Annotated in this window: 20 protein-coding genes; 8 read left to right on the forward strand and 12 right to left on the reverse strand. The window is 72.5% G+C overall.

Going from position 1 to position 23157, the window contains the following annotated elements:
- Positions 1 to 562, reverse strand: a 562-nt coding sequence (locus KHA85_RS05685) for an acyl-CoA dehydrogenase family protein (protein ID WP_213185087.1), incomplete at its 3' end; no start/stop codon positions are given.
- A gap of 56 nt (positions 563 to 618) precedes the next feature.
- Positions 619 to 2790 (reverse strand): acyl-CoA dehydrogenase family protein, encoded by a 2172-nt coding sequence (locus KHA85_RS05690; RefSeq protein WP_213185088.1) that lies wholly within the window; start codon positions 2788 to 2790, stop codon positions 619 to 621.
- A gap of 215 nt (positions 2791 to 3005) precedes the next feature.
- Between KHA85_RS05690 and kstR the strand changes: the two genes are divergently transcribed.
- Positions 3006 to 3743 carry a cholesterol catabolism transcriptional regulator KstR gene (gene kstR, locus KHA85_RS05695; protein ID WP_213185089.1) on the forward strand — a complete coding sequence of 246 codons (738 nt, stop codon included), beginning with the start codon at positions 3006 to 3008 and terminating at the stop codon, positions 3741 to 3743.
- A gap of 332 nt (positions 3744 to 4075) precedes the next feature.
- On the opposite strand, the gene KHA85_RS05700 is transcribed toward kstR, so the two are convergent.
- Entirely contained in the window at positions 4076 to 5389 is a 1314-nt protein-coding gene (locus tag KHA85_RS05700) for a Glu/Leu/Phe/Val dehydrogenase dimerization domain-containing protein (protein ID WP_236885246.1), read from the reverse strand.
- A 154-nt stretch (positions 5390 to 5543) separates the two neighbouring features.
- Here KHA85_RS05700 and KHA85_RS05705 point away from each other — a divergent pair, with 154 nt between their 5' ends.
- Entirely contained in the window at positions 5544 to 6515 is a 972-nt protein-coding gene (locus KHA85_RS05705) for a LysR family transcriptional regulator (protein WP_213185091.1), read from the forward strand.
- Between the two features lie 6 nt (positions 6516 to 6521).
- Here KHA85_RS05705 and thpD read toward each other — a convergent pair whose 3' ends face one another.
- Both thpD and KHA85_RS05715 read right to left on the reverse strand, forming a co-directional pair.
- Positions 6522 to 7385: an ectoine hydroxylase gene (gene thpD / locus KHA85_RS05710; RefSeq protein WP_213185092.1), complete on the reverse strand. Its 864-nt coding sequence runs from the start codon at positions 7383 to 7385 to the stop codon at positions 6522 to 6524.
- A gap of 108 nt (positions 7386 to 7493) precedes the next feature.
- On the reverse strand, positions 7494 to 8486 hold the full coding sequence (locus KHA85_RS05715; RefSeq protein ID WP_213185093.1) for a D-2-hydroxyacid dehydrogenase: 993 nt from the start codon (positions 8484 to 8486) through the stop codon (positions 7494 to 7496).
- Between the two features lie 85 nt (positions 8487 to 8571).
- Here KHA85_RS05715 and KHA85_RS05720 point away from each other — a divergent pair, with 85 nt between their 5' ends.
- From KHA85_RS05720 to KHA85_RS05730, 3 genes are read left to right on the forward strand one after another with little or no spacing between them, the layout of a single operon-like run.
- A complete protein-coding gene (locus KHA85_RS05720) occupies positions 8572 to 9861 on the forward strand; it encodes an aspartate aminotransferase family protein (RefSeq protein WP_213185094.1) in 1290 nt (429 codons plus the stop codon).
- Between the two features lie 56 nt (positions 9862 to 9917).
- On the forward strand, positions 9918 to 12914 hold the full coding sequence (locus tag KHA85_RS05725; RefSeq protein WP_213185134.1) for an FAD-binding and (Fe-S)-binding domain-containing protein: 2997 nt from the start codon (positions 9918 to 9920) through the stop codon (positions 12912 to 12914).
- Positions 12911 to 14374 (forward strand): NAD-dependent succinate-semialdehyde dehydrogenase, encoded by a 1464-nt coding sequence (locus tag KHA85_RS05730; RefSeq protein WP_213185095.1) that lies wholly within the window; start codon positions 12911 to 12913, stop codon positions 14372 to 14374. Before KHA85_RS05725 ends, KHA85_RS05730 begins: the two co-directional genes overlap by 4 nt.
- Before the next feature lie 127 nt (positions 14375 to 14501).
- Here KHA85_RS05730 and KHA85_RS05735 read toward each other — a convergent pair whose 3' ends face one another.
- Positions 14502 to 14777, reverse strand: a complete 276-nt coding sequence (locus tag KHA85_RS05735; protein WP_213185096.1) for a WhiB family transcriptional regulator — start codon at positions 14775 to 14777, stop codon at positions 14502 to 14504.
- Between the two features lie 96 nt (positions 14778 to 14873).
- On the opposite strand from KHA85_RS05735, the gene KHA85_RS05740 reads away from it, so the two are divergent.
- Entirely contained in the window at positions 14874 to 15491 is a 618-nt protein-coding gene (locus tag KHA85_RS05740; RefSeq protein WP_236885247.1) for a response regulator transcription factor, read from the forward strand.
- 78 nt (positions 15492 to 15569) lie between these two features.
- Here KHA85_RS05740 and KHA85_RS05745 read toward each other — a convergent pair whose 3' ends face one another.
- From KHA85_RS05745 to ehuB, 6 genes are all read right to left on the reverse strand, one after another.
- Entirely contained in the window at positions 15570 to 16319 is a 750-nt protein-coding gene (locus KHA85_RS05745) for a GntR family transcriptional regulator (RefSeq protein ID WP_213185097.1), read from the reverse strand.
- Positions 16316 to 17788 carry an amidase gene (locus KHA85_RS05750; protein WP_213185098.1) on the reverse strand — a complete coding sequence of 491 codons (1473 nt, stop codon included), beginning with the start codon at positions 17786 to 17788 and terminating at the stop codon, positions 16316 to 16318. The genes KHA85_RS05745 and KHA85_RS05750 overlap by 4 nt, the downstream gene beginning before the upstream one ends.
- 85 nt (positions 17789 to 17873) lie before the next feature.
- The gene (gene ehuA / locus KHA85_RS05755; protein ID WP_061916514.1) at positions 17874 to 18635 is read right to left on the reverse strand and encodes an ectoine/hydroxyectoine ABC transporter ATP-binding protein EhuA; all 762 of its coding nucleotides are present in this window, start codon (positions 18633 to 18635) and stop codon (positions 17874 to 17876) included.
- Between the two features lie 85 nt (positions 18636 to 18720).
- Positions 18721 to 19365, reverse strand: coding sequence for an ectoine/hydroxyectoine ABC transporter permease subunit EhuD (gene ehuD, locus KHA85_RS05760; protein ID WP_213185099.1), 645 nt, complete (start codon positions 19363 to 19365; stop codon positions 18721 to 18723).
- On the reverse strand, positions 19362 to 20093 hold the full coding sequence (gene ehuC, locus KHA85_RS05765; RefSeq protein ID WP_213185100.1) for an ectoine/hydroxyectoine ABC transporter permease subunit EhuC: 732 nt from the start codon (positions 20091 to 20093) through the stop codon (positions 19362 to 19364). Before ehuC ends, ehuD begins: the two co-directional genes overlap by 4 nt.
- Before the next feature lie 6 nt (positions 20094 to 20099).
- The gene (gene ehuB / locus KHA85_RS05770; protein WP_197471379.1) at positions 20100 to 20948 is read right to left on the reverse strand and encodes an ectoine/hydroxyectoine ABC transporter substrate-binding protein EhuB; all 849 of its coding nucleotides are present in this window, start codon (positions 20946 to 20948) and stop codon (positions 20100 to 20102) included.
- 230 nt (positions 20949 to 21178) lie between these two features.
- Here ehuB and otsB point away from each other — a divergent pair, with 230 nt between their 5' ends.
- Together otsB and KHA85_RS05780 are read left to right on the forward strand one after the other, a co-directional pair.
- Positions 21179 to 21937, forward strand: coding sequence for a trehalose-phosphatase (gene otsB / locus KHA85_RS05775; RefSeq protein ID WP_213185101.1), 759 nt, complete (start codon positions 21179 to 21181; stop codon positions 21935 to 21937).
- Between the two features lie 155 nt (positions 21938 to 22092).
- On the forward strand, positions 22093 to 23154 hold the full coding sequence (locus tag KHA85_RS05780) for a metal ABC transporter solute-binding protein, Zn/Mn family (protein WP_308936867.1): 1062 nt from the start codon (positions 22093 to 22095) through the stop codon (positions 23152 to 23154).
- The last annotated feature ends 3 nt before the right edge of the window (positions 23155 to 23157 follow it).

The following is a 23157-nucleotide window of genomic DNA, read 5'->3' on the forward strand; positions in this document are numbered from 1 at the left end:
GGGTGACGCCGGGGGCGTCGGGGGCGACGACGACGAGGGCCGCACCCTCGGGCGTGGTCGCCGGCACGAGGATCGCGCGGGCCTGAGCCGCGTAACGGACGCTGGTGACGGTGCCGGTGAGGGTCCCGCCATCCAGGCGCACGGTCGGCGCGAGCGGCAGGGGGTTGCCGGGCTCGGCGACGGCGGCGGTGAGGATGCGGCCGTCCTCGATGCCGGAGAGCAGTCGCTCCTGCTGGTCCGCGGTGCCGAGGGTGACGATCGGCAGTACGCCCAGGCCCAGGGTCTCCAGGGCGGGGATCACCACGCCGGCGCGGCCGACCTCCTCGAGCACGACGGCGATGTCGGCGGGCGTGAGGTCGTCGCCGCCGAGCGCGGAGGGCAGGCCCAGCGAGAGCAGCCCGGAGGTGGCGAACGCCGACCAGAGGCGCTCGTCGAAGCCGGCGTCGTCGACACTGCGGCTGGGCAGCGCGGTGAGCAGTTCCTCGGCCGGGGCGGCCGTCGACAGCGCGCCGGCCACCGCCTCGGCGACGGCGGCCTGGGTCTCGGTACGCGTGAAGTCCACGATCAGTCCTGTTCGGGTACGGGGGCGGAAAAAGGGCAGGGGGTGACGGGCGGGGTTCAGTCTCGGGGCAGGCCGAGGATGCGCTCGCCGACCACGTTGAGCAGCACCTGCTCGGTGCCGCCCGCGATCGACAGGCAGCGGACCATGAGGAACTTGCGGCCCTGCTCGGTGAACTCGACGCCGCCGGTGCCGGTGAGCGTGAGGCCGAACTCGGCGATGTCCTGGCGGTGGCGCACGCCGACGATCTTGCGGACGCTCGACTCGGCGCCCGGACCGGAACCGGCGAGGCTGCGCAGCGCGGTGCGCAGGTCCAGCAGGTTGCCCACGACGCCGTCGGCGACGTGCTTGCCGAACTCGTCCAGAACCAGCGCGTCGCCTGAGACCCCGGCCACGTTGATGAGGCCGATGATCTCCTCCGCGGCGTCACCGAGGGAGGAGCCGCCGCCCATGGCCACGCGCTCGTTGGCGAGTGTCGTGCGGGCGATCTTCCAGCCGTCGTTGACCGTCCCGATCTGGAACTCGTCGGGCACGAACAGGTCCTCGAGGTAGACCTCGTTGAACAGGGCCTCGCCGGTGATCTCGCGCAGCGGCCGGGTCCGGATGCCCTCTGAGCGCATGTCCACCAGGAAGTAGGTGATGCCCTTGTGCTTGGGCGCGCCGGAGTCCGTACGGGCCAGGCACATGGCCCAGTCGGCCTCGCGGGCCAGCGACGTCCACACCTTCTGGCCGTTGAGCTTCCAGCCGCCGTCGACCTTCTCGGCGGTGGTGCGCAGAGCGGCGAGGTCGGAGCCGGCGCCGGGCTCGGAGAACAGCTGGCACCACCTGATCTTCCCGGCCATCGTGTCGCGCACCAGCAGATCGGCGTGCTCGGGGGCGGCCTGCAGGATGGTCGGCACCGCCCAGCCGCCGATCGTGATGTCGTGGCGGGTGACGCCGGCGGCCTCGAGTTCGGAGTCGATGAGCAGCTGCTCGGCCGGGCCGGCGCCCAGGCCCCACGGCTCGGGCAGGTGCGGCATGAACAGGCCGGTGTCGGCCAGGGCCTGCTTGCGCCCGTCGCCCTCCACGGCCGCGACCTTCGCCACGAGTGCGCGGATCTCCTCGCGCGTGGCGTCCAGCCCGTCGATCTCGGACAGGTCGATGTCGAGGTGGCGGCGCCTGCCGGCGAGGGTGAGCTCGGCCAGGCTGCGTCGCCAGCGGGCGGACCCACCGATGATCTGGCGCAGCGCGCTCGCGCGCCGCATGTAGAAGTGGGCCTCGTGCTCGAAGGTGAAGCCGATGCCGCCGAGGATCTGGATGCAGTCCTGGGAGTTGCGCACGGCGTTGTCGAAGGCCAGCGCCCCGGCGACCGCGGCGGCGACGGGCAGCTCGGAGTCGGAGTCGGTGAGGTCCTCCGCAGCGACGGCGGCGTCCCACGCCAGCGCGCGGACCTGCTCGGTGCGGCAGAGCATGTCGGCGGCGAGGTGCTTGATGGACTGGAACGAGCCGATGGTGCGGCCGAACTGTTCGCGGATCTTTGCGTAGTCCACGGCGGTGGCGAGCGTGTAGTCGGCGACGCCCGCAGCCTCCGCCGCGGCCAGCGTGACGAACAGCTGGTGGACGTGCTCGGTGGTGATGCCCTTGAGGATCCGGTCGGCCGGGATCGTCACGCCCTCCAGGCGAACGCGGCCGATCGAGGCCGAGATGTCGTATGGCGTCGACGGGGTGACCGTCACGCCCGCGGTGCCCGCCTCGAGCAGCGCCCAGCGCGTGGCGCCGTCGATCTCGACGGGCAAGAGCAGTCCTCCGTCGGGGGTGCCGCCGTAGGCGATGCCGGGGTCGCCGGTGACCTCACCCGAGCCGTCCAGCGTCGCGGTGTCGATGCCCAGGCACACGCCCACCGGCAGGCCGCCCTCTGCGAGGGTCTCCCCCAGCGCCTGCGCCACGGCCCCGCCCGCACGGGAGACCAGCACCCCGGTCAGGGCTGTGGACAGCACCGGGCCCGGCGCCATGTGGGCGGCTGCGGTCTCGAGCATGCAGGCCAGGTCGACGATCTCCGCGCCGGCACCGCCGTGCTCTTCGGCGATCGCGACACCGAACAGCCCCAGCTCGGCGAGTCGGGGCCACACCGCCTTCCAGGCTTCCGGATCCTCCTCCTGAACGCGTACCGTAGCCACGGGATCGGCGGACTTCGCCCAGGCCTTGATCGAACTCTGGATCTCGGTCTGGTCCGGTGTGGTGGCGATACTCACTGCAGGCTCCTCGACTCGGGCGGGGGACGCGTACCCGGCGCGGGACGCGAGGGCCCGCGCGTACACGCCTACAATGGAACGTGTTCTAGGTAACGTGTTCTAGAATGCACCAGTAGGGTCCGATCGGTACACCCGGGTCCCCGCCCGGTACGCCAACCCGAGACCGCCAGCCCGATCAGCAGTCCCGATCCGACCAGCGCAGAAGGTTCCTTGCCATGACCAAGAGCTCGACCGAGACCGGCTCCGCCGCCGCGTCCGCCGCCGCCGCTACCAGAGCCGACGAGCCCAGTACGTCGTCGCAACGCGAGCGCCGTCGCCGGATCCTCGACGCCACGTTGGCCCTGGCCGCCAAGGGCGGGTACGAGGCCGTGCAGATGCGCGCCGTGGCAGAGAAGGCCGAGGTCGCCGTGGGCACCCTCTACCGGTACTTCCCGTCGAAGGTGCACCTGCTCGTCTCGGCGCTCGCCCGCGAGTTCCGCCGGCTCGATCAGCGCACCGAGCGTTCGGCCCCGCCCGGCGACACCGCGCAGGAGCGGATGAAGGTCGTGGTGGACATGATCACCAAGTCGATGCAGCGCGACCCGAACCTCACCGAGGCCATGACCCGGGCCTTCATGTTCGCCGACGCCACCGTGGCCAACGAGGTCGAGGAGGTCGGCTTCCTCATGGACCGGATCATCGCCCGCGCGCTGGCACAGGGCGAACCGGACGAACTCCAGCTCTCGATCGCGCGCGTGATCTCGGACGTGTGGATGTCCAACCTGGTCTCGTGGCTCACCCGGCGGTCGTCGGCCGCGGACGTCGCCAGCCGGCTGGCGCTGACGATCGACCTGCTGCTGGGCACCGACGATTCGCCCCGCCGCGCGCGCCTGCACACGGCGATCGGAAACGGGAACGGCAACGGCAACGGCAACGGCAACGAGGCCGGTGAAGCCGACGCCGCCGCCGGATAGGGCCGCACAGTCTGACAGCGCGTTATGTGGCGGGGCACGTACGCGTGTCCACGCAGCCGCTCCCACTCTTGGCGTCTCGCTCCCGCGCCTGTACGCCTGAACCGCAGCCGCGCCTGACGATGGCGTCTCGCCCACCCTTCGGGGCGAGCGAGACGCCATGGAGACGTGCGGCTGTGCGGGCTGCGGCGAGTGCGCTGCGGCGGTCGCGGGAACCGGGAGCCTGGCTGTGCGGGCTGCGGCGAGTGCGCTGCGGCGGCGCGAATGCCGTGAGCCTGGCTGCGCGGGTAGTGGCGGGCGCGGGGCCCGGGCGCCTCGGGAGCCGGGGCCCGCGGTCAGGGCACGACGACCGGCGGCACCGTTCGGATCGTCCCGGAGACGTCGGCCGCCCACCGCAGCGGGCCGTTGCTCGGGTCCCAGCCGGTGAGCAGGTCCGCGACCTTCGCCGTCATCTCGCGCCCGAGACGCAGGAACGACGTCTCGGACCGGTCGTCGACCTCGCCGAGGATGAGCCACCACGCCCAGGCGACGGCGCCGGCGTTGACCACGAAGTCCGGTAGTACCGCGATCCCGCGGGCCGTGAGGTCGATTTCCGCGTCGGCGGTGGTGGCGGCGTTCGCGGCCTCCACGACGATCGGCGCCGTGACCTGCGCGCAGTTCTCGGCGGTGATCGCGTACGACACGGCCGCGGGCACCAGCACGTCGACGTCCATGCCGAGGATGCTGTCGCGGTCGAGACGCTGCACCCGGGCGGGTACGGCGGCGCGATCGATCTCGCCGAAGCGGTCGCGGGTCGCCAGTAGCGCGGGGACGTCGAGACCGGCGGGGTCGTAGAGTGTGCCGGCGGCGTCGGCGAGCGCGACCACCCGCATCCCGGCCTCGTGCAGGTACCAGGCGGCGCCTCCGCCCATGGTGCCGACGCCCTGGATCGCGACCGACGTGCGCTCGAGGTCCCAGCCGCGCACGTGCGCTGCCGCGAGACACGCCTGCGCGACACCGTAGCCACCGATGACGTCGCCCAGGAGCCCACCCGGGACCTCGGCGTTGAGCCCGCGGAAGATCCGATCGGCCGTGGCCGCGGGGTCGGCGGACCGCTCGATCGCCGCGTGGTACGACTGCCGCATGCCGAGGCGGCCGAAGACCTCGTCGATGAGGTGCTGCGGCACGCCCAGGTCCTCGGCGGTCACCCAGTGCCGGTCGAGGAACGGGCGCATCGCCTCGCAGAACCGGCCGAGCACCTCGACGGCCCGCGGGTCCTTCGGGTCGAAGTCGATGCCGCCCTTGGCCCCGCCGACGGGCAGGTCGAAGGCCGCCGTCTTGCGGGTCATGCCGCGCGCCAGGTCCTCGACCTCGCGGAGGGTGCATCCCGCGCGCATGCGGGTGCCGCCGGTGGCCAGACCGCCGACGAGCGTGTCCACGACGAGGTAGCCGCGGGCGCCGGTCTGATCGTCTTCCCAGTGCAGGCGCAGGTAGGGCTCGCGGCGGGCACCCGACGTCGCGGCCGGAGCGGTGGCCGGAGCCGCGGCCAGAGCCGTGGCCGACGTCGCGGCCGGAGCGGTGGCCGGTGCGGAAACGGTCTGTGCGGCGGGCACGGTCTGGGGACCGACTCCCGTGTGGCCGGTGGTGCCCGGGATCTCGATGGATGTCATGGTGCTCGCCTCCTCGGCGACCTCGTCCGTCGGCGGGTCCGGCGGGGGTGTCCCCAGCATGGGTTCGCGCACCCGGGCGGGTCCAGCGAGACTTCGTGGACCCGACCGTTCACTTTTCCTGCACGGTCGGGGCGCGCGCTCCTACGCTCGGGGCATGGAGCCGTCCCTGCACCGCCTGCGGTTGCTCCACGAACTGGAGCGACGGGGCACCGTCACGTCGGTCGCCACGGGCCTGGGGTACACCGTCTCGGCCGTGTCGCAGCAGCTCTCGCTGCTCGAGCGCGAGGCGGGGACGCCACTGTTCGAGAAGCGGGGTCGTGGTCTCGCGCTGACGGAGGCGGGACTCGTGTTGGCGGAGCACGCGCGCACGATCCTGTCCGCGGTGGAGGACGCGGGCCACGCGATGGAGGCGGCGAGGGCGGGCGTCGGGACGACGCTCACGGCCGGGGTGTGGGCGTCGGTGGCCACCACACTGCTGCCGGCCGGGATCGCGATCCTGTCCCGCGATCATCCGGGGATCGTCGTGCGCAGCCGCGAGCTGGCCCCGGAGGACACGACGGGCGCGGTCCGCGACGGCTCGCTGGACCTGTCGTTCGTGCTCGACTACTCGAGCTACGCGATGGCGGAGGTGCCGGACCTCGTGCGGCTGCCGATCGCGCAGGAGACCCTGCACGCGGTGGTGCCGCGCGGGTCGATGCCGTCCGCGCAGGTGTCGTTGTCCGACCTCGCGGGGGCGCCGTGGGTGGTCGCGCACCCTCGGTCACACTTCGGTCGGGCGGTGCGGATCGCGTGCCGGGACGCGGGCTTCGAGCCGGACGTGCGGCACGAGGCGGGCGAGCAGTCCACGGCGTTGGCCCTGGTCGCCGCCGGCCTCGGCGTCACGCTCGCGTCCGATCTCGGCCTGAGCACGTTCCCGGCCGACGTGGACGTGCTGCCGCTCACGGACGGGCTCACCAGGACGGTCTCCATCACCTATCGCCGCCGCGACGCCCGGAGGCGCCCGCTCCAGGTGTTCGTCGCAGCGTTCACGGCCGCCGCCCGGGAGGTCGGTCTGGACCCCCCGGGCGGCGGTGTGGACGGGCGGGACGCCCGGGACGACGCCGGCCTGCCCGACGTCAGCGCGTGAGCGGGCTCAGGGCCGACGCGCGAGGAAGTCCGGGCGCGGCGGCGTGCCCGCGAACGGCTCGGTGAGCTCGTTCTCGACGCTGTTGAACACGATGAACACGTTGGCGCGCGGCAGCGGCGTGATGTTGCCACCCGAAGCGTGCAGCGCGTTGCAGTCGAACATCGTCATGGAGCCCGCGCCGCCGGTGAGGACGTCGAGTCCGTGCTTGCGGTACATCTCGGTGATGTGCTCCTCGGACGGCACGCCCACCTTCGGCGCGGTCGTCACGAGCGACTCCTTGTAGTAGTCCTCGGGCGTCTCGCCGGCGCACTGGACGTAGTACTTGTGCGTGCCCGGCATGATCATCAGCGGACCGTTGTAGGTCTCGTTGGGCGTGAGCGCGATCGAGGCGCTGCAGGCGCGCGGCTTGGGTATGCCGTCCTCGGCGTGCCACGTCTCGAAGTCCGAGTGCCAGTAGAACGCGCCGCCGGCGAAGCCGGGCTTGTAGTTGAGCCGGCTCTGGTGGACGTACACGTCGGATCCGAGGATCTGGCGGGCCAGATCGATCGCGCCCGACTGCTCGACGGCCTCCCACACGACCTCACTGAGCTCGTGGACGTCGAAGATCGAGCGGACGGCCTGGCTGCCCTCCTCGCGGATGATCCGGGGATCGTCCTTCATCGCGGGATCGTCGCCGAAGCGCTGCAGTTCCTCCCAGCAGGCGTCGATCCGCGCGGCATCCAAGGCGCCCTCGCGCTGGATGTATCCCTTCTCCTCGAACTCGAGGACCTCGGGATCCCGGCTACTCCCCCAGATGACGGGGTCCCGGCGTTCGACGATCTCCGGGCGCCCGGTCACGCGGGTCTGGTAGTCATCAACGGCAATGGTCACTACGACTCCTTTCTCTCCTCAGCCTGAAACCCCGGCTGACTCGGGAAAACGAGGGGTGCCGCCCTCGTGGGGCCGACCGTATCCGTGTCGACGACCTCGGACAACCCGTCAACCGCTGACGTATCCTCGACTCTTGTCCACGGCGGGGCCGGGCTCGCCGCCGGCGAGCCACGTGCGCAGGTGGTCTCGGAACTGGACGGCGAGCGTGTCGCGCCAGCCCTCCACGTCGCCGGACATGTGGGGACTGATGTGCGCGCCCTCCAGCGTCCAGAGCGGGTCGCCGTCGGGAAGGGGTTCGACGACGAGGACGTCCAGGTGCGCGGAGAGCCTGCCCGCCGCGATCTCGGCCGTGAGGGCGTCCTGATCGATGAGCTGTCCGCGGCCCACGTTCACCACGTGTGCGCCGTCGGGAAGGGCGGCCAGCTCCGCGGGCCCGAGCATCCCCCTGGTCGACTCCGTCAGCGGCGCCACCATGACGAGATGGTCCACGTCGCCGAGATGGTCGACCAGGCGGGCCGAGTCCAGGACGCGGCCGAAGTCCTCGTCGTCGTCGCGTGGTCGACGTCCCGCCCCGGCCACGTCGAGCCCGACCGCCCGCAGCAGCCGCGCGGTGGCCCGGCCGATCCCGCCGGTACCCACGACCAGGGCGCGCCGGCCCGCCACCCGCGTGGTCTCCCGGCGGTGCCACACCCCCGAGCGCTGCAGGGCCTCGGTCTGGTGCAGGAGCTTGTCGTGCGCCAGGACGCAGGCCAGGACGTACTCGGCGATCGGCTCGTCGAACACTCCGCGGGCGTTGGTGACCAGCACGTCCGAGTCGCGGAGCTCATCGAAGAGCAGCTTGTCGACCCCGGCGGCGGCCACGTGCACCCAGCGCAGCGAGTCGGCGGCGTGGTAGGCGGAGGCCAGCGCCTCCGAGAAGAAGTCCCACAGGAGCAACACCTCGGCGCCCGGGAGCGCGTCGGCGAGGGTGTCCGCCGTGCACTCGCGCACGTCGGCGAGGCCGCGGATCTCCTCGAGGGTGGAGGGCGGGGCGACGCCGTCGGCGGTGAGAACGACGACGGTCGGGCGGGCGGCGCGGTCGGGATCGGGATGCGGCGTCATGGGGACACCGTAACCCGGCCCCGCGGCGGGAATCCGCAATCGTCGGATTGTTGACAATCGACCGGGGCGGCCACACACTGACCGCATGACCGCGCACCTGTCGCCCCTTCTCAAGCAGGCCACGCCCGTCGTCGTGGACCACGCCCTCGGCTCGTGGATCCACGGCACGGACGGCCGCGACTACCTGGACTTCACCACCGGCATCGGCGTGACCAGCACCGGCCACTGCCACCCCGACGTCGTGGCGGCCGCGCGGGAGCAGTGCGGGAAGATCATCCACGCGCAGTACACGACCGTCATGCACCAGCCGCTGCTCGAGCTCACCGCCAAGCTCGGCGAGCACCTACCGGCCGGCATCGACTCGGTCTTCTACGCCAACTCGGGTTCCGAGGCCGTCGAGGCCGCCGTGCGGCTGGCGCGGATGGCCACGGGCCGGCCGAACATCGTCACCGTCCAGGGCGGCTTCCACGGCCGCACGGTGGCCGCCGCGAGCCTCACCACCGCCGGGACCCGCTTCTCCGCCGGCTTCTCCCCGCTCATGGGCGGCGTGGTGATGACCCCGTTCCCCCACGCGCTGCGCCACGGCTGGACCACCGACGAGGCCGTGGACTTCGCGCTGGCCGAGCTCGACTACCTCATGGCCACCCGCGTCGACGCCCGCGAGATCGCGGCGTTCCTCATCGAGCCCGTCCTGGGCGACGGCGGGTACATGGCCACTCCCCCGCGCTACCTGCAGGGACTGCGCGAGCGCGCCGACCGGATCGGCGCGCTGCTCGTGCTGGACGAGGTCCAGGCAGGCATCGGGCGCACCGGCCGTTTCTGGGGCCACCAGCACACCGAGGGCCTCGTCCCGGACGTCATCATCACCGCCAAGGGCATCGCCTCCGGCTTCCCCATCTCCGCGATCGCGGCACCCACCGAGCTCATGGCCAAGGCCTGGCCCGGCTCCCAGGGCGGCACCTACGGCGGCAACGCCGTGGCGGCCGCGGCCGGGGTGGCGACGCTCGGCGTGGTCGAGCGCGAGAGCCTCGTGCAGTGCGCGGCCGAGCGCGGAGCCCAGCTCCTCGACGGACTGCGGCGTAGCCTGGCGGACGTGAGCGAGATCTGCGACATCCGCGGGACCGGGCTCATGCTGGGTGTCGAGTTCGGCGACGCAGGCGCGCCCGCCGGCAGCGCCGGGGCGCTCGAGGCCGCGCGCCTGGCGGCGGCCGTCCAGCAGGCGTGCGTGGACGAGGAGCTGCTCACCCTGACGTGTGGGCCGACCGGGTCGGTGGTGCGCCTCATCCCCGCGCTCGTGGTGACCGCCGAGGAAGTCGACGCCGGTGTCGAGCGCTTCATCCGGGCCGTGCACCGGGTGTGCGACGGGGCGGCGTGACCGCGCGCGTCGACGCGGCCGCGCCCGGCCGGGCCGGTGGGTCCGGCCGGCCCACGGTGGCGGTTAACGAGCTGGTCGACGCGCTCACCGCCGCGGGCCTGGCCCCAGAGGCCGATCGCCGCCGGGTCGCCGAGTACTCCTACGACGCCTCCAACTACCGGGTCACCCCGTCCGCGGTGCTCTTCCCCCGCTCGGAGGCGGAGGTCGCCACGGCGCTGGCCGTGTGCCACCGCCTCGGCGTGCCCGCGACCGCCCGCGGCGGCGGCACCTCGATGGCCGGCAACTCCGTCGGCACCGGGCTGGTGCTGGACCTGTCGCGTCACATGCACCGCGTGCTGGCCGTGGACGAGGCCGCGCGGACGGTCACCGCCGAGGCCGGCACGGTACTCACCGACCTGCGCGCGGCGGTCCACGCCGCGACCGACTCGCGCCTGACCTTCGCCCCCGACCCCTCGAGCCAGTCGCGGGCGTGCCTGGGCGGGGCGATCGGCAACGACGCGTGCGGCAACCACTCCGTGCGTCACGGCCGGACCGCCGACCACGTGGAGTCGCTGCGCCTGGTCACCGCGGACGGCCTGCGCCTCACCGCCACGCGCCGGGGCGTCGAGGCCACCGACCCGGACGACGCGGCCGCCGCCGCGCGCGCCGAGCACCTCACCGCCGAGCTGCGGGCGCTGGCCGCCGACCACCTGGCCGCGATCCGCACCGAGCTCGGCCGCATCCCCCGCCAGGTCTCCGGCTACCACCTGCGGCACCTGCTGCCGGAGGAGGGTTTCGACGTGGCCCGCGCGCTGGTCGGCTCGGAAGGCACGTGCGCGATCGTCACCGCCGCGACCATGCGCGCCGTGCCCCGCGCCGCGCGCACGGGCCTGCTCGTGGTGGGGTACGCCGACGTCGTGGACGCCGCCCGGGACGTCCCGGCGATCCTGCGCCACCGCCCCACGGCGGTGGAGGGGATCGACGAGGTGATCGTGGCGACCATGCGGCAGCGCCGCGGCGCCGACGCCGTGGCCGACCTGCCCGACGGGCGCGCGTGGCTGTTCGTGGAGCTCGACGACGACGCCAGCGACGACGACGGGAACGACGACGACGAGCACGACGACGAGGCGGGCGGCGCGGGCGGTGGGCTCGAGGCCCGGGTGGCGGGTCTGGCCGACGAGCTGGCCCGGGACGGCCACGCCCTCGACACGCTCGTCGTGACGGATCCGGTGACCCGCGCCGACCTGTGGCGGGTCCGCGAGGACGGCGCCGGGCTGAGCTCGCGGCTCAGCGATCCCGCCACCGGCGCCACCATCGAGTCCTGGCCCGGCTGGGAGGACTCGGCCGTGCCGCCCGAGCGGCTGGCCGACTACCTGGCCGAGTTCCGCGACCTGCTCGCCCGGCACGGGCTCACCGGCGTGATGTACGGCCATTTCGGCGCCGGCTGCATGCACATCCGGATCACGTTCGACCTGCGCTCGGACGCCGGGCGGGCGGTCTTCCGTGCGTTCTGCACCGACGCCGCCCGCCTCGCCGTGCGCCACGGCGGCTCCCTGTCCGGTGAGCACGGGGACGGCCGCGCCCGCTCGGAACTGCTTCCGCTGATGTACTCGCCGGAGATGCTGGGCGCGTTCGCGGAGTTCGCACGCATCTGGGACCCCGTGGGACTGCTCGCACCCGGCGGCCTCACCGCCACCCGGCCGCTCGACGCAGATCTCGCCCTCGCCGGCGTCGGGCCCGGGATCGGCCGGCGCGACCTGGGGCTGCTCACCTCCGCCGACGGCGCCCACCCGGTCCAGGCCTGCATCGGCGTGGGCCGCTGCCGCACCTCCGCCGGCGGCGTGATGTGCCCGTCCTTCCGCGCGACCGGCGACGAGAAGGACTCCACCCGCGGCCGGGCCCGCGTCCTGCAGGAGGTCGTGCGCGGCACGATCGCCGTGGACGACCCGGCCGTCGAGGAGTCGCTCGAGCTGTGCCTGGCCTGCAAGGCGTGCTCCTCGGACTGCCCCACCGGCGTCGACATGGCCACGTTCAAGGCCGAGGCGCTGCACCGCCGCTACCGCCGGCGCGTCCGGCCGCGCGTCCACTACTCCCTGGGCCTGCTGCCGCTCTGGCTGCGCGCCACCGTCCACCTCGCCGGGCCGCTCAACGCCCTGCTCGCCACCCCGGTCGGGCGGACCGCCGCCCGGCTCGGCGGGATCACCGGCGAGCGCGCGCTTCCGGCGTTCGCCTCCGCCCGCGCGCTCCGCGCCGAGCTCGCGCGCGTGCCCGCCAGCGTCTGGCACGTGCGCGACCGCCGCGTGGGCCGCGACGGCCCCCGCACCTCCGCCGAGGTCGTGCTGTTCCTCGACTCGTTCACCCGGGGGCTGCGCCCGCACGTCGCCGGCGCCGCCACCCGCGTGCTGGGCGGCTCGCACACCTCCGTCGCCTGCTCGGCCGGCCACTGCTGTGGCCTGACCCACGTCACCACCGGCCGACTGGACGCCGCCCGACGCACCATGCGCGCGACCGCGCGTCACCTCGACGCGATCCGCGGGCCGGACGGGGCGGAGGTGCCCGTCGTCGTCGTCGAACCCTCCTGCGCGGCCACCCTGCGCGGCGACCTCCCCCACCTCCTCGCCGACACCCCCGACGCCGACGTCGCCCGCCGCGTCGCGGCGCGGATCCGCTCGTCCGCCGACCACCTCGGGAAGCTCGCCGCCGAGGGGCGCCCGCCCGTCTGGCCCGGCGGCACCGCGCCCGACCGCGTCACCGTGCAGACCCACTGCCACGAGTACGCGACCTTTGGCAACCGGGTGCAACGCGCGACGCTCACCGCCCTGGGCGTGGGCTCGGTGCGCGAGGCCACCGGGTGCTGCGGCGTCGCCGGTGACTTCGGCTTCACCGCCGGCCACGAGGCCGTCACCGCCGCCGTCGCCGAACAGGCCCTCGCGCCCGCCCTGCGCGCCGACCCCGACGCGTCGGTCCTCACCGACGGGTTCTCGTGCGCCACCCAGACCGACCACCTCGGCCGCACCGGGCGGCACCTCTTCGAACTCCTCGATCCCGATCCCACCACCAGGAGGTCCTCATGACCCGCTCCGTCACCGACATCATCGCCGGACTCGGCACCGGCGTGTACGTGGACGGGCAGTGGCGCGACGCCGCCTCCGGCGCCACGTTCGACGTGGTCAACCCGGCCACCGGGCAGACCATCGCCACCCTCGCCGACGGCGGGGCCGACGACGCGATCGCCGCGATCTCCGCGGCCGGGCGGGCGCAGGAGGGCTGGGCTGCCGTCCCCGCGCGCGAGCGCGCCGAGATCCTGCGCCGCGCCTACGAGCTGCTGGTGTACCGGGCCGACGAGATCGCGCTGCTCATGACCACCGAGATGGGCAAGCCGCTGGCCGAGGCGCGCGGCGAGGTCACCTACGGCGCCGAGTTCTTCCGCTGGTTCTCCGAGGAGGCCTCCCGCATCCACGGCGACGCCCGCCGCTCCCCCGACGGTAAGACCCGGCTCATGGTGACGCAGGAGCCGGTGGGCCCGTCCATCCTCATCACCCCGTGGAACTTCCCGCTGGCCATGGCCACCCGCAAGATCGGCCCGGCCGTGGCCGCCGGCTGCACCATGGTGTTCAAGCCCGCCAACCTCACGCCGCTGACCTCCCTGTACGTGGTGGACGTGCTGCGCGAGGCCGGCCTGCCCGACGGCGTGCTCAACGTGGTGTGCACGACCGACGCCGGCGGGGTGGTGGAGCCGTGGATCGACTCCGGGATCGCCCGCAAGCTCTCCTTCACCGGCTCCACGCCCGTCGGGCGGAAGCTGCTCGAGCAGTGCTCACGCGGCGTGCTGCGCACGTCCATGGAGCTCGGCGGGAACGCACCGTTCGTCGTGTGCGAGGACGCGGACATGGACACCGCCGTCGACGCCGCGATGGCCGCCAAGATGCGCAACATGGGTGAGGCGTGCACGTCCGCCAACCGCATCCTCGTGCACCGGTCCGTGATCGACGAGTTCGGCCGCCGGCTGACCGAGCGGATGGCCGCCCTCACCGTGGGCGACGGCACCGCCGAGGGCACCGACGTGGGCCCGCTGGTCGAGGAGAAGGCCGTGGACAAGGTCGCCGAGCTGGTCGACGACGCCGTGAGCCGCGGCGCCGAGGTGCTGACCGGAGGCACCCGCGGCGAGGGCCCCGGCTTCTTCTACCCGCCCACCGTCCTCACCGGCGTCACCCCGGACGCCCGCCTGATGTCCACCGAGATCTTCGGCCCCGTCGCCGCGCTCGTGCCGTTCGACACCGACGACGAGGCCGTCGCGCTGGCCAACGACACCGAGTACGGGCTGGTCTCGTTCGTCATGACCGAGAACCTCGACCGCGCGCTGACCATGTCCGAGCGGCTCCAGGCCGGCATGGTGGGCATCAACGTGGGCGTCGTCTCCAACCCGGCCGCGCCGTTCGGCGGAATCAAGCAGTCCGGGCTCGGCCGCGAGGGCGGGACGACGGGGATCGAGGAGTTCCTCGAGACCAAGCTCGTCGCGATCCCCGTCCGCTGACAGGTTGACCGGGGGCGAGACCGAAGGAAATCCGCTACCCCGGCACCGGATCCGCTACCCCCACAGGCGTAGCGGATCCGGCGTCCGGGTAGCGGATTTTCGGGTGTCGCGCGAGAACAGGGAGGGTCTAGCCGGTGCGCACCCGGCCGGCCTGGCGGTGACGCTCGGCCTCGGTCATCCCGCCCCACACGCCGTACAGCTCACGGTTGTACGTGGCGTGGCGGCGGCAGGCGTCGATGACCGGGCACTGCGCGCAGAGCTTCTTGGCCGCGGCCTCCTTGCGCCGTCGCGTCGCCTTGGCCTCGTCCTCCCCGTTGTAGAACAGGTCCGGAATGTCCCGACACCGACCGAGATCGGCCCATGCCCACTGCTCGTCGGTCTTGGTCAACACGCTGTGCTGCATCTTTCCCTCCCACCGTCCGTTCCAGCTTCCGTCACATCGGAGGTGATTCGGCACACCCCCACGGGTGGGATGGGTCCGCACTGCTAAAGTTCCTTCATGCCTGTGACGGTCATGGTCCTCAACGACTTTCCGCTGGTCATCGCCGGTGTGGAGGCGCTGCTGGGCCCCTATGCGCACCGGGTGACACTCCTTCCCGGACACGGCGGGACACGCGTCCCCGAGCCGGTTGACGTGGTGCTGTTCGACACGTTCGGCTCCGGGCCCGGATGGCAGGACCAGTGCGCGCAGCTGGCGCGTGAACCACACGTCGGTGCGGTGGTCGTGTACTCGTTCATCACCGACCCCCGCACCGTGGATGAGGCGATGGCGGCCGGCGCGCGTGGCTTCCTCGCCAAGTCGCTGGTCGGCGAGGAACTCGTCGCGGGTATCGAACGCATCGCGGCCGGGGAGACGCTGACCGCGCCGGCTCGCGACGGGGACACCGGGCCGCACGCCGTGTGGCCCGCCGGGGACTCCGGGCTCTCCCCGCGCGAGGCCGAGATGCTCGCGCTCATCGCCCAGGGGCTGTCCAACGAGGACATCGCCACGGCCTGTTACCTGTCGATCAACACCGTGAAGTCCTACATCCGGGACGCCTACCGCAAGATCGGCGTGACGACCCGGCCGCAGGCGGTCGCCTGGGCTCTGAAGAACGGGTTCGAACCCGTCCACTGACCCGGCGTGGCGCGCCCCGGGCCTCGCCCCGGCCCCTGACGAGCAGCCGGACGGGTCGGACCGCCACGCCCGGCTGCGTCAGACCGCCGCGCCGGATCCGAGGACCCGTGCGAGCCCGTCCCTCATGTGGTCGACCAGCAGCGCGCGCGCCGGGCCCGGGTCGGCCGCGCGTACCGCGTCGGCGATCGCGCGGTGCTCGGCGAGCCTGGACTCGGCGTCCGAATACGTCCCCCGCATGGCGTGCAGGCACATGCTGGTCTCGACCAGCACCGTCTCGTGCACGCGCGACAGTCGCGGGCTCCGCGCGGCCTCGACGAGGGCGTGGTGGAAGTCCAGATCGGCCGCGACCATGGCCGCGGATCGCGGCTCGTCGGCGAGGGCCGCCATCGCGTCGACGGCGGCGTCGAGAGCGTCGGCTGTATCGGCCCCCAGTCCGAGGTCGAGCACGCGGTCGAGGGCGGCCGTCTCGACCGTCGTGCGCAGCAGATACATGTCCTCGACGGCCTCGGGGGTCAGGTCGGCGACGAAGAGCCCGCGGTTGCGGTGGGAGACCAGGAGGCCCTCCTGCGTCAACCGCTGCATGGCCTCGCGCAGGGGGCCGCGACTCACGCCGAGCGAACGCGCCAACGCCGCCTCGCCGAGCTGGGTGCCCGGTCCGAACGTACCGTCGGAGATCGCCCGACGGAGCGTGCGCGCGATGAGCGACGGCGTCGACTCGCGGACGACGGGGGCCAGGCTCGGGGCGGACTCCGCAGCGGGCACCGCGGCCGGCCCGGTGGCGGATGCTGCGGCCGACCCCGCGGCCGACTCCGGAACGGGTGTCGTCATCGGTCATCGCCCCCGGCGCCGCCGGCGTGGACCCGGGGCGTGGGCACTACCCTGCCCAGCGCGGCCTCGAGGGCGGCGCCGACCCGGACGACGAGCCGGTCCTCGAAGCGGGCCCCCACCACCTGCAGACCCACCGGCAGCCCGGAGTCGGTCGTCCCGCACGGAACGCTCAACGCCGGCTGCTGGGTCATGTTGAACGGATAGGTGTAGGGCGTCCACGAGGTCCAGTCCGGGCTGTGCCAACCCGTCGGCACGTCCGACCCCACCTCGAAAGCCGGGATCGGGGTGGTGGGCGTGATGAGGATGTCGTACCGCTGGTGGAAATCGGCCATCCTCGCCCCCAGCGCCATGCGGACGGCGACCGCGTCGAGATAGTCGGCGGCGGAGTAGTCGTGATACCGGCCCAGGGCCTCGCGCATCGACGGGTCCACGCGCTCGATCGCGTCCGGCCCGTGCGGCGCGAGGACCGCGGCCAGGCCCGCGAACCACAGGACGTGGAACGCGTCGACGGGGTCGGTCACGCCCGGGTCGGCGGTGTCGACGTGCGCCCCGAGCTCGGAGAGGACGCCGACCGCGCGGGTGACCTCGCGCTCGACGTCGGCATCGTTCCGACCGAAGCCCAGCGTGGGACTGTAGGCGACCCGCAGGCCCTCGAGCGGGCGGTCGCCCCGCGTCCCCTCGGTCGCCGCGGCCAGATACCCGCCCGGGCCGGGCGTGGTGGCGCGCGCGGGGACGGCGGACCAGTCCCGCGGGTCCGGGCGCAGCAGAGCGTCCATGAACGCGGCGGTGTCGGACACCGTGCGGGTCATCGGCCCGGCGTGCGCGAGCGTGCCGAACGGGCTCGACGGGAACATCGGGATGACCCCGTAGGTGGGCTTGAGCGCGACGATCCCGCAGAACGCGGCGGGGATCCGGACCGAGCCGCCGCCGTCGGTACCCAGTGCGAGCTGCCCGAGCCCGGCGGCGACCGCCGACGCCGCCCCACCGCTCGAGCCGCCCGGGGTCAGGGCCGGGTCATGCGGGTTGCGGGTGATCCCGGTGAGCGTGTTGTCGGTGACGCCCTTCCACGCGAACTCCGGGGTCGTGGTCTTGCCGATCACCACGCATCCGGCCTCGTGGACTGCGGAGGTCACCGGGGCGTCGTCGGGCCAGGACCCCGGATCGGCGGCCCCCGGTTTGTCGGCCAGCAGGTGGGAGCCCCGCAGAGTCGGGACGCCCCGGGTGTAGAAGATGTCCTTGATCGACGTGGGTACCCCGTCGAGCGGACCGAGCGGCACGCCGCTCCTGTACCGCTCCTCGGAACGCCTGGCCTCGGCGAGGGTCGCCTCGCGGTCGACGTGGCAGAAGGCGTTGATCCTCCCGTCCACCCGCTCGATGGCGTCGAGCGCCTCCTCGGCCGACTCCACCGGGGAGTACGCGCCGTCCCGGAAACACTCGGCGAGCTCCAGCGCCGTCAGGGTGACTGTCATGCGGGCACCTTCCACCGAACCGTCTGATTGTCGACAATCGTACAGCGCGGCGGCGCCCGGTCAAGGTCCGGGCGGCCCGCGGGCCTCAGCGGTCGAGGACCGCCTTGAGGAACGTGCGGGTCCGCTCCTGCTGCGGGTCCGTGAAGATCGCCTCCGGCGTCCCCTCCTCCACGATCTTCCCCTTGTCGAACACGAGGACGCGGTCGGCGACGTCGCGGGCGAAGCCCATCTCGTGGGTGACGATGAGCATCGTGATGTCGGTGGACTCGGCGATCATCCGGAGGACCCCGAGCACGTCCGCCACCAGCTCCGGGTCGAGGGCCGAGGTGACCTCGTCGAGCAGCAGGATGTCCGGGTCCATCGCGAGCGCGCGGGCGATGGCGACCCGCTGCTGCTGGCCGCCCGAGAGCGTAGTGGGGTGGGCGTTCTCCTTGTCCGAGAGCCCCACTGTGGCCAGGAGTTCCCGTGCCCGCGCCTCCGCTTCCTCCTTCGATCTGCCCAGGACGTGGATGGGCGCCTCGGTGATGTTCCTCAGCACCGTCATGTTGGGGAACAGGTTGAACTGCTGGAACACCATGCCGATCTTCGACCGGACGGCGCGCAGATGCTTCTGAGAGGGTTTGACCAGCTTGCCGTCCCTGAGCTGGTGGGTCAGCGGCTCGCCCTCCACCCAGATCACGCCGTCGTCCACCGACTCGATCGTCATCAGCAGCCGCAGGATCGTCGTCTTGCCCGATCCACTCGGTCCGATCAGCGCCACGCGCTCGCCGCGCCGCACGGTGAAGTCGAGGTGGTCCAGGACGGTGTGGTCGCCGAACTTCTTGACCACCTTCTCGAACACCACCATCGGGGCGTCGTCGGCGCCCGTGGAACCCGGCCCGGCCGATGGCGTGTGACCGGCGGGGGCGGCGTCGCCGGCCGGGGTGGTGTCGTCAGTAGGCAAGGGACTTCTCCAGTCTCCGGATGAGAATCGATGTCGGGTAGCTCGCGAGCAGGAAGATCACGCCGGCGAGCGTGATCGGCTCGAGGTACTGGAAGTTCCGGGCGCCGTACTGCTGCGCTGCAGTGACCATCTCCACCACGGTGATGGCGAAGAGGAAGGGAGTGTCCTTGAACAGCGAGATCGCATAGTTGCCGAGCGCCGGGACGGTGTTGCGGATCGCCTGCGGGAGCACGACCGCCCGCCACGTCCGGCCCGCGGGCAGGGACAGCGCCTGCGCGGCCTCCCACTGCCCCCGCGGCACGGCGTCGATGCCCGCGCGGTACACCTCGGCCATGTAGGTCGCGTAGTGCACGCCGATCACGCCGATGCCGATCTGCAGCGCGGTGAACTGCGGGAGCAGGAAGTAGGCGAACAGCAGCTGGACCACGAGCGGGGTGAGCCGGATGAACTCGGTCACCATCCGCAGGGGCACGGTGATCACCGCGGGCGCGGCCCGACGGAGCACCGCCACGATCAGTCCCAGTGCGGCGGCGATGAGGAATCCGACCACGGTGGCGAGCAGCGTGATCCTGAACCCCTCGAGCAGGACGGGCACGGCCTCGGCGGCGCGTTCCCAACTCCAGTCGACGCTCATCGTCCGACCCCCACTGCCTCGTCGACCCGTTCGGGACGCAGACTCAAGACCTCACGCATCGACGGCCCGACGCCGAGTCGGGACTTCGCGCCGACCTCCAGCATGTTCATGAACAGGGTGAGCACGTAGGCGATGAGGAAGTACAGCACCAGTCCGATCCCGAAGGCGAAGACGGTGTCACCGGTGACCCGCCGCAGCTCGCCGATGTGGAAGGTCAGGTCCTGGAGCAGGATGAAGTTGGCCAGTGCACTGCCCTTGAGCAGCTGGATCAGCAGGTTGTTGAGCGGCGGGATCATCTGCACCCACGCCTGCGGGAAGACGATCCGGTACAGGCGCTGCCACGACGTGAAGTTGAGGGCCAGCGCGGCCTCCCACTGCGGGGCCGGCACGGCCGCCAGCGACCCGCGCACCACCTCGGCCGCATACGCCCCGTAGTTGAGCCCCAACGCCAGGATCCCGCAGAAGAGCGGGTCGAGCTCGTAGCCGAGCAGCGGCAGGACGAAGAACAGCCAGAACAGCTGCACCAGGAGGGAGGTCCCGCGGAAGAACTCGACGATCGTCCTCGACACCCCGCGGATGAGCATGGAGCGGGAGCCCGCCGCGACACCCAGCACGAGCGCCAGCGCGAACGCCAGGGCCGCGCCACCGAGAGTGAGGTAGATGGTGGTGACGATGCCTTCCTGGAAACGCGGCCACGCCTCCAGGAAGGCATCGATATTACTGTCCACCGCCGACTACTCGACCCCGGCGCACAGGTCGGCGGTCGTCAGTTCGGGATCGGGCATCTCTTCTTCCGTGAACCCGAACTCGCCCACGATGGAGAGATACTTCTCCGGGTCGGAGGTGATCTTCGCCAGCTCCTCGTTGTAGGCGTCCAGCAGCTCCTTGTCGTCGGTACGGAACACGGTGCCGCCGGCGCCGACCTGCGGCACCCCGTTGATCTCGGCGACGAACGACTGGGTGACCTCGACGGGCGCGTCGGGGTTGTTGTTCTTCATCCAGTTGAGCGAGATCCCGGTCAGCGCGAAGACGTCGGCGCGCCCGGACGTCACCGCGTCCATCCCGTCCTGCGGGGTGGCGACCTGCATCGAGTCGATGCCCAGCTCGGTCGCGTAGTCGGACTCGATCGCGCCCGTCATGGTCGCCAGCCGCGCCCCGCTATCCGCCACCGACTGCATGTCGGTGAGGTTCATCGGGTTGCCCTCCTCAACCATGAGCGCGGTGGTGTAGTTGAACTCCGGCTCGCTGAACGCGGCCTGCTCGCAGCGCTCCGGCAGGATCGACATCCCCGCGCTGACCACGTCGAAGCGGTTGGCCTGCAGGCCGGGGATCAGGGCGCCGAAGTCGGCGTTCACGCCCTCGACGGTCTCGATGCCCAGGTTGCCGAAGATCTCCCGGTGCAGCGCGACGGTGGCGCCGGTCAGCTCCCCGTTCTCCATGAACGAGTACGGTGCCTCCCCTGCGAAGCCGACGGTCACGCTGCCGCGCTCCTGCAGCGTCTGCAGCAGGCTGGAGTCGTCATCGGTGTCCGTCGAGGTACACCCCGTGAGCGCCAGCCCGGCCACCACGACGGCGGCGACCATGCCTTTCGAACGACGGCGTACGGATGTTCTCAGCGCTGATGGTGCCATGGTCTTCAACCTTCCGATCGCGGTCGGACACCAGGCTCACCCGTGTGCCCGAATCCTCGTGCGCTCTCCGGTGCGTGATCGCCACGCCCGACTGGTGGTTCCTATGGGTTTGCTTAACGTAGCACGCGTCACATCGCCGGTAGAGGGTTTTTCACTTCGCCACCGCGCCTATCCTGAGCCACATGACGCCACCCGAGACGCTCGACGAGGCCCTCCGACGCGCTGCCGCGGCGCCCACCCTGGTGGTGGCGTGCGACTACGACGGCACGCTCGCGCCGTTCGTCGACGACCCCACCAGCGCCGTGCCCGCGCCCGGTGCCGTGGACGCGCTGGCGCGCCTCGCGGACCTGCCCCGCACGACGGTGGCGCTGCTGTCGGGCCGCAACCGCGCCGCACTGTCCGAGGTGAGCGGCGCGGGCGCGCCGGTGGTGCTGGTGGGGAGCCACGGGTCGGAGTGGGAGGGCGGTTTCGACTCGCCCCTCGACGACGACGAGGTGGCGCTGCTCGAGCGGGTGCGCTCCGAGCTGGAGGACATCGTCTCCCGCACCCCCGGCGCCCACGTCGAGACCAAGCCCACCGCCGCCGTCCTGCACGTCCGGCCGGTGCCGGATCCCGCTGCTCGCGACCGTGCGCAGTCCGAGGCCATGGCCGGGCCGGCCGCTCTCGACGGGGTGTTCGTCACCGAGGGCAAGAACGTCGTGGAGATCGCCGTCCGCGAGGCGAGCAAGGGCGCGGCCATCGAGAAGATGGTCGAGCAGACCGGCGCCGAGGTAGCGCTGTTCATCGGCGACGACGTCACGGACGAGCGCGGTTTCGCACGCCTGCGCCCGCAGGACGTGGGCATCAAGGTCGGCGAGGGCGAGACCGCGGCCGCCCACCGCGTGGCCGACGTCCCCGCGGTCGTCGAGCTGCTCGGCACCCTCGCCGACCTGCGCAGCTGACACCGCGGCGTGCGCGGCCGCCCTCGCCGCGGGCGTCGACGGCGTCCCGTCACGCACCGACCCACGCACGTCTCGCACCCCCGGATTCACACGCCGCGGCCTCCGCGGCTCTACACTTAACGACAACGGTTCCCATTACTACGAGAGTGGTGCTCGTGTCGTCGACCCCCCGCCAGAAGCGCATCCCCCCACGCCGAGCGCTGGCCGCGCTCGCGGTGACCCTGCTCGGCGCGGGCACGCTCGCCGCCTGCGGCGCCGACGGTCAGGCCGCCACCGACGACGGCGACCGCCCCCAGGTGGTCGCCTCGACGACCGTGTACGCCGACATCGCCGAGCAGGTGGCCGGCGACAACGCCACGGTGGAGTCCGTCATCTCCGACCCGGCGGCCGATCCCCACTCCTACGAGGCCAGCCCGACGGACGCGGCGTCCGTCGCCACCGCCGACCTGGTGGTCTACAACGGCGCCGGGTACGACGGATTCGTGGACCTCGCGCTCGAGAACGCCGACGACGTGCCGGTCGTGCGGGCCGTCGACGAGTTCACGCGCGTCACCGGGGGCGTCGTCGCCGGCCACGACCACGCCGGCCACGACCACTCCGACGACGAGCACGCCGGCGAGGAGCACGGCGACGACCACGGAGAAGGGGGCCACGAGCACGGTGGCGCCGACGAGAACGAGCACGTGTGGTTCAGCCTGCCCACCGTCGCGGCCGTCGCCGAGCGCGTCGGCGAGGAACTCGCCGCGATCGACGCCGAGCACGCCGACGAGTACCGCGCCAACGCCCGCGCCTTCGCCGACGCGCTCGGGCCGCTCGAGGCCGAGCTCGAGGAGATCCACGACCGCGGCCACTTCCCGTACGCCCAGACCGAGCGGGTCGGCGCGCATCTGTTCGACGCCGCACACCTGACCGACCTGACGCCGCGCGGGTTCCTCGCCTCCGTCGAGAACGACACCGACCCGTCAGCCGCCGACCTCGCCGCCCTGCTCGATCTGCTCGCCGAGCGACGGGTCGCCTTCCTGGCCTTCAACACCCAGACCGAGACCTCCGTGACCACGCGCGTCCGCGACGCGGCGGAGGAGGCGGACCTCGTCGTCGTCGACCTCACCGAGACCCTCCCCGAGGGCGCCGACTACCTGAGCTGGATGACCGGGATCGTCGACCGGGTGGCCGACGCGCTCGCAGACGCCGCCCCGATGGCCGACGGTGGGCACTGATCG

The sequence above is a fragment of the Dietzia massiliensis genome (assembly GCF_018390595.1).
In the GTDB taxonomy this organism is placed as follows: domain Bacteria; phylum Actinomycetota; class Actinomycetes; order Mycobacteriales; family Mycobacteriaceae; genus Dietzia; species Dietzia massiliensis.

Coding starts and splice junctions, on each gene's coding strand:
- kstR (WP_213185089.1), top strand. CDS start 3,006: ATGACCAAGAGCTCGACCGAGACCGGCTCCGCCGCCGCGTCCGCCGCC.
- KHA85_RS05700 (WP_236885246.1), bottom strand. CDS start 5,389: ATGACATCCATCGAGATCCCGGGCACCACCGGCCACACGGGAGTCGGT.
- KHA85_RS05705 (WP_213185091.1), top strand. CDS start 5,544: ATGGAGCCGTCCCTGCACCGCCTGCGGTTGCTCCACGAACTGGAGCGA.
- KHA85_RS05715 (WP_213185093.1), bottom strand. CDS start 8,486: ATGACGCCGCATCCCGATCCCGACCGCGCCGCCCGCCCGACCGTCGTC.
- KHA85_RS05720 (WP_213185094.1), top strand. CDS start 8,572: ATGACCGCGCACCTGTCGCCCCTTCTCAAGCAGGCCACGCCCGTCGTC.
- KHA85_RS05730 (WP_213185095.1), top strand. CDS start 12,911: ATGACCCGCTCCGTCACCGACATCATCGCCGGACTCGGCACCGGCGTG.
- KHA85_RS05735 (WP_213185096.1), bottom strand. CDS start 14,777: ATGCAGCACAGCGTGTTGACCAAGACCGACGAGCAGTGGGCATGGGCC.
- KHA85_RS05740 (WP_236885247.1), top strand. CDS start 14,874: ATGCCTGTGACGGTCATGGTCCTCAACGACTTTCCGCTGGTCATCGCC.
- KHA85_RS05745 (WP_213185097.1), bottom strand. CDS start 16,319: ATGACGACACCCGTTCCGGAGTCGGCCGCGGGGTCGGCCGCAGCATCC.
- KHA85_RS05750 (WP_213185098.1), bottom strand. CDS start 17,788: ATGACAGTCACCCTGACGGCGCTGGAGCTCGCCGAGTGTTTCCGGGAC.
- ehuA (WP_061916514.1), bottom strand. CDS start 18,635: ATGGTGGTGTTCGAGAAGGTGGTCAAGAAGTTCGGCGACCACACCGTC.
- ehuD (WP_213185099.1), bottom strand. CDS start 19,365: ATGAGCGTCGACTGGAGTTGGGAACGCGCCGCCGAGGCCGTGCCCGTC.
- ehuB (WP_197471379.1), bottom strand. CDS start 20,948: ATGGTCGCCGCCGTCGTGGTGGCCGGGCTGGCGCTCACGGGGTGTACC.
- otsB (WP_213185101.1), top strand. CDS start 21,179: ATGACGCCACCCGAGACGCTCGACGAGGCCCTCCGACGCGCTGCCGCG.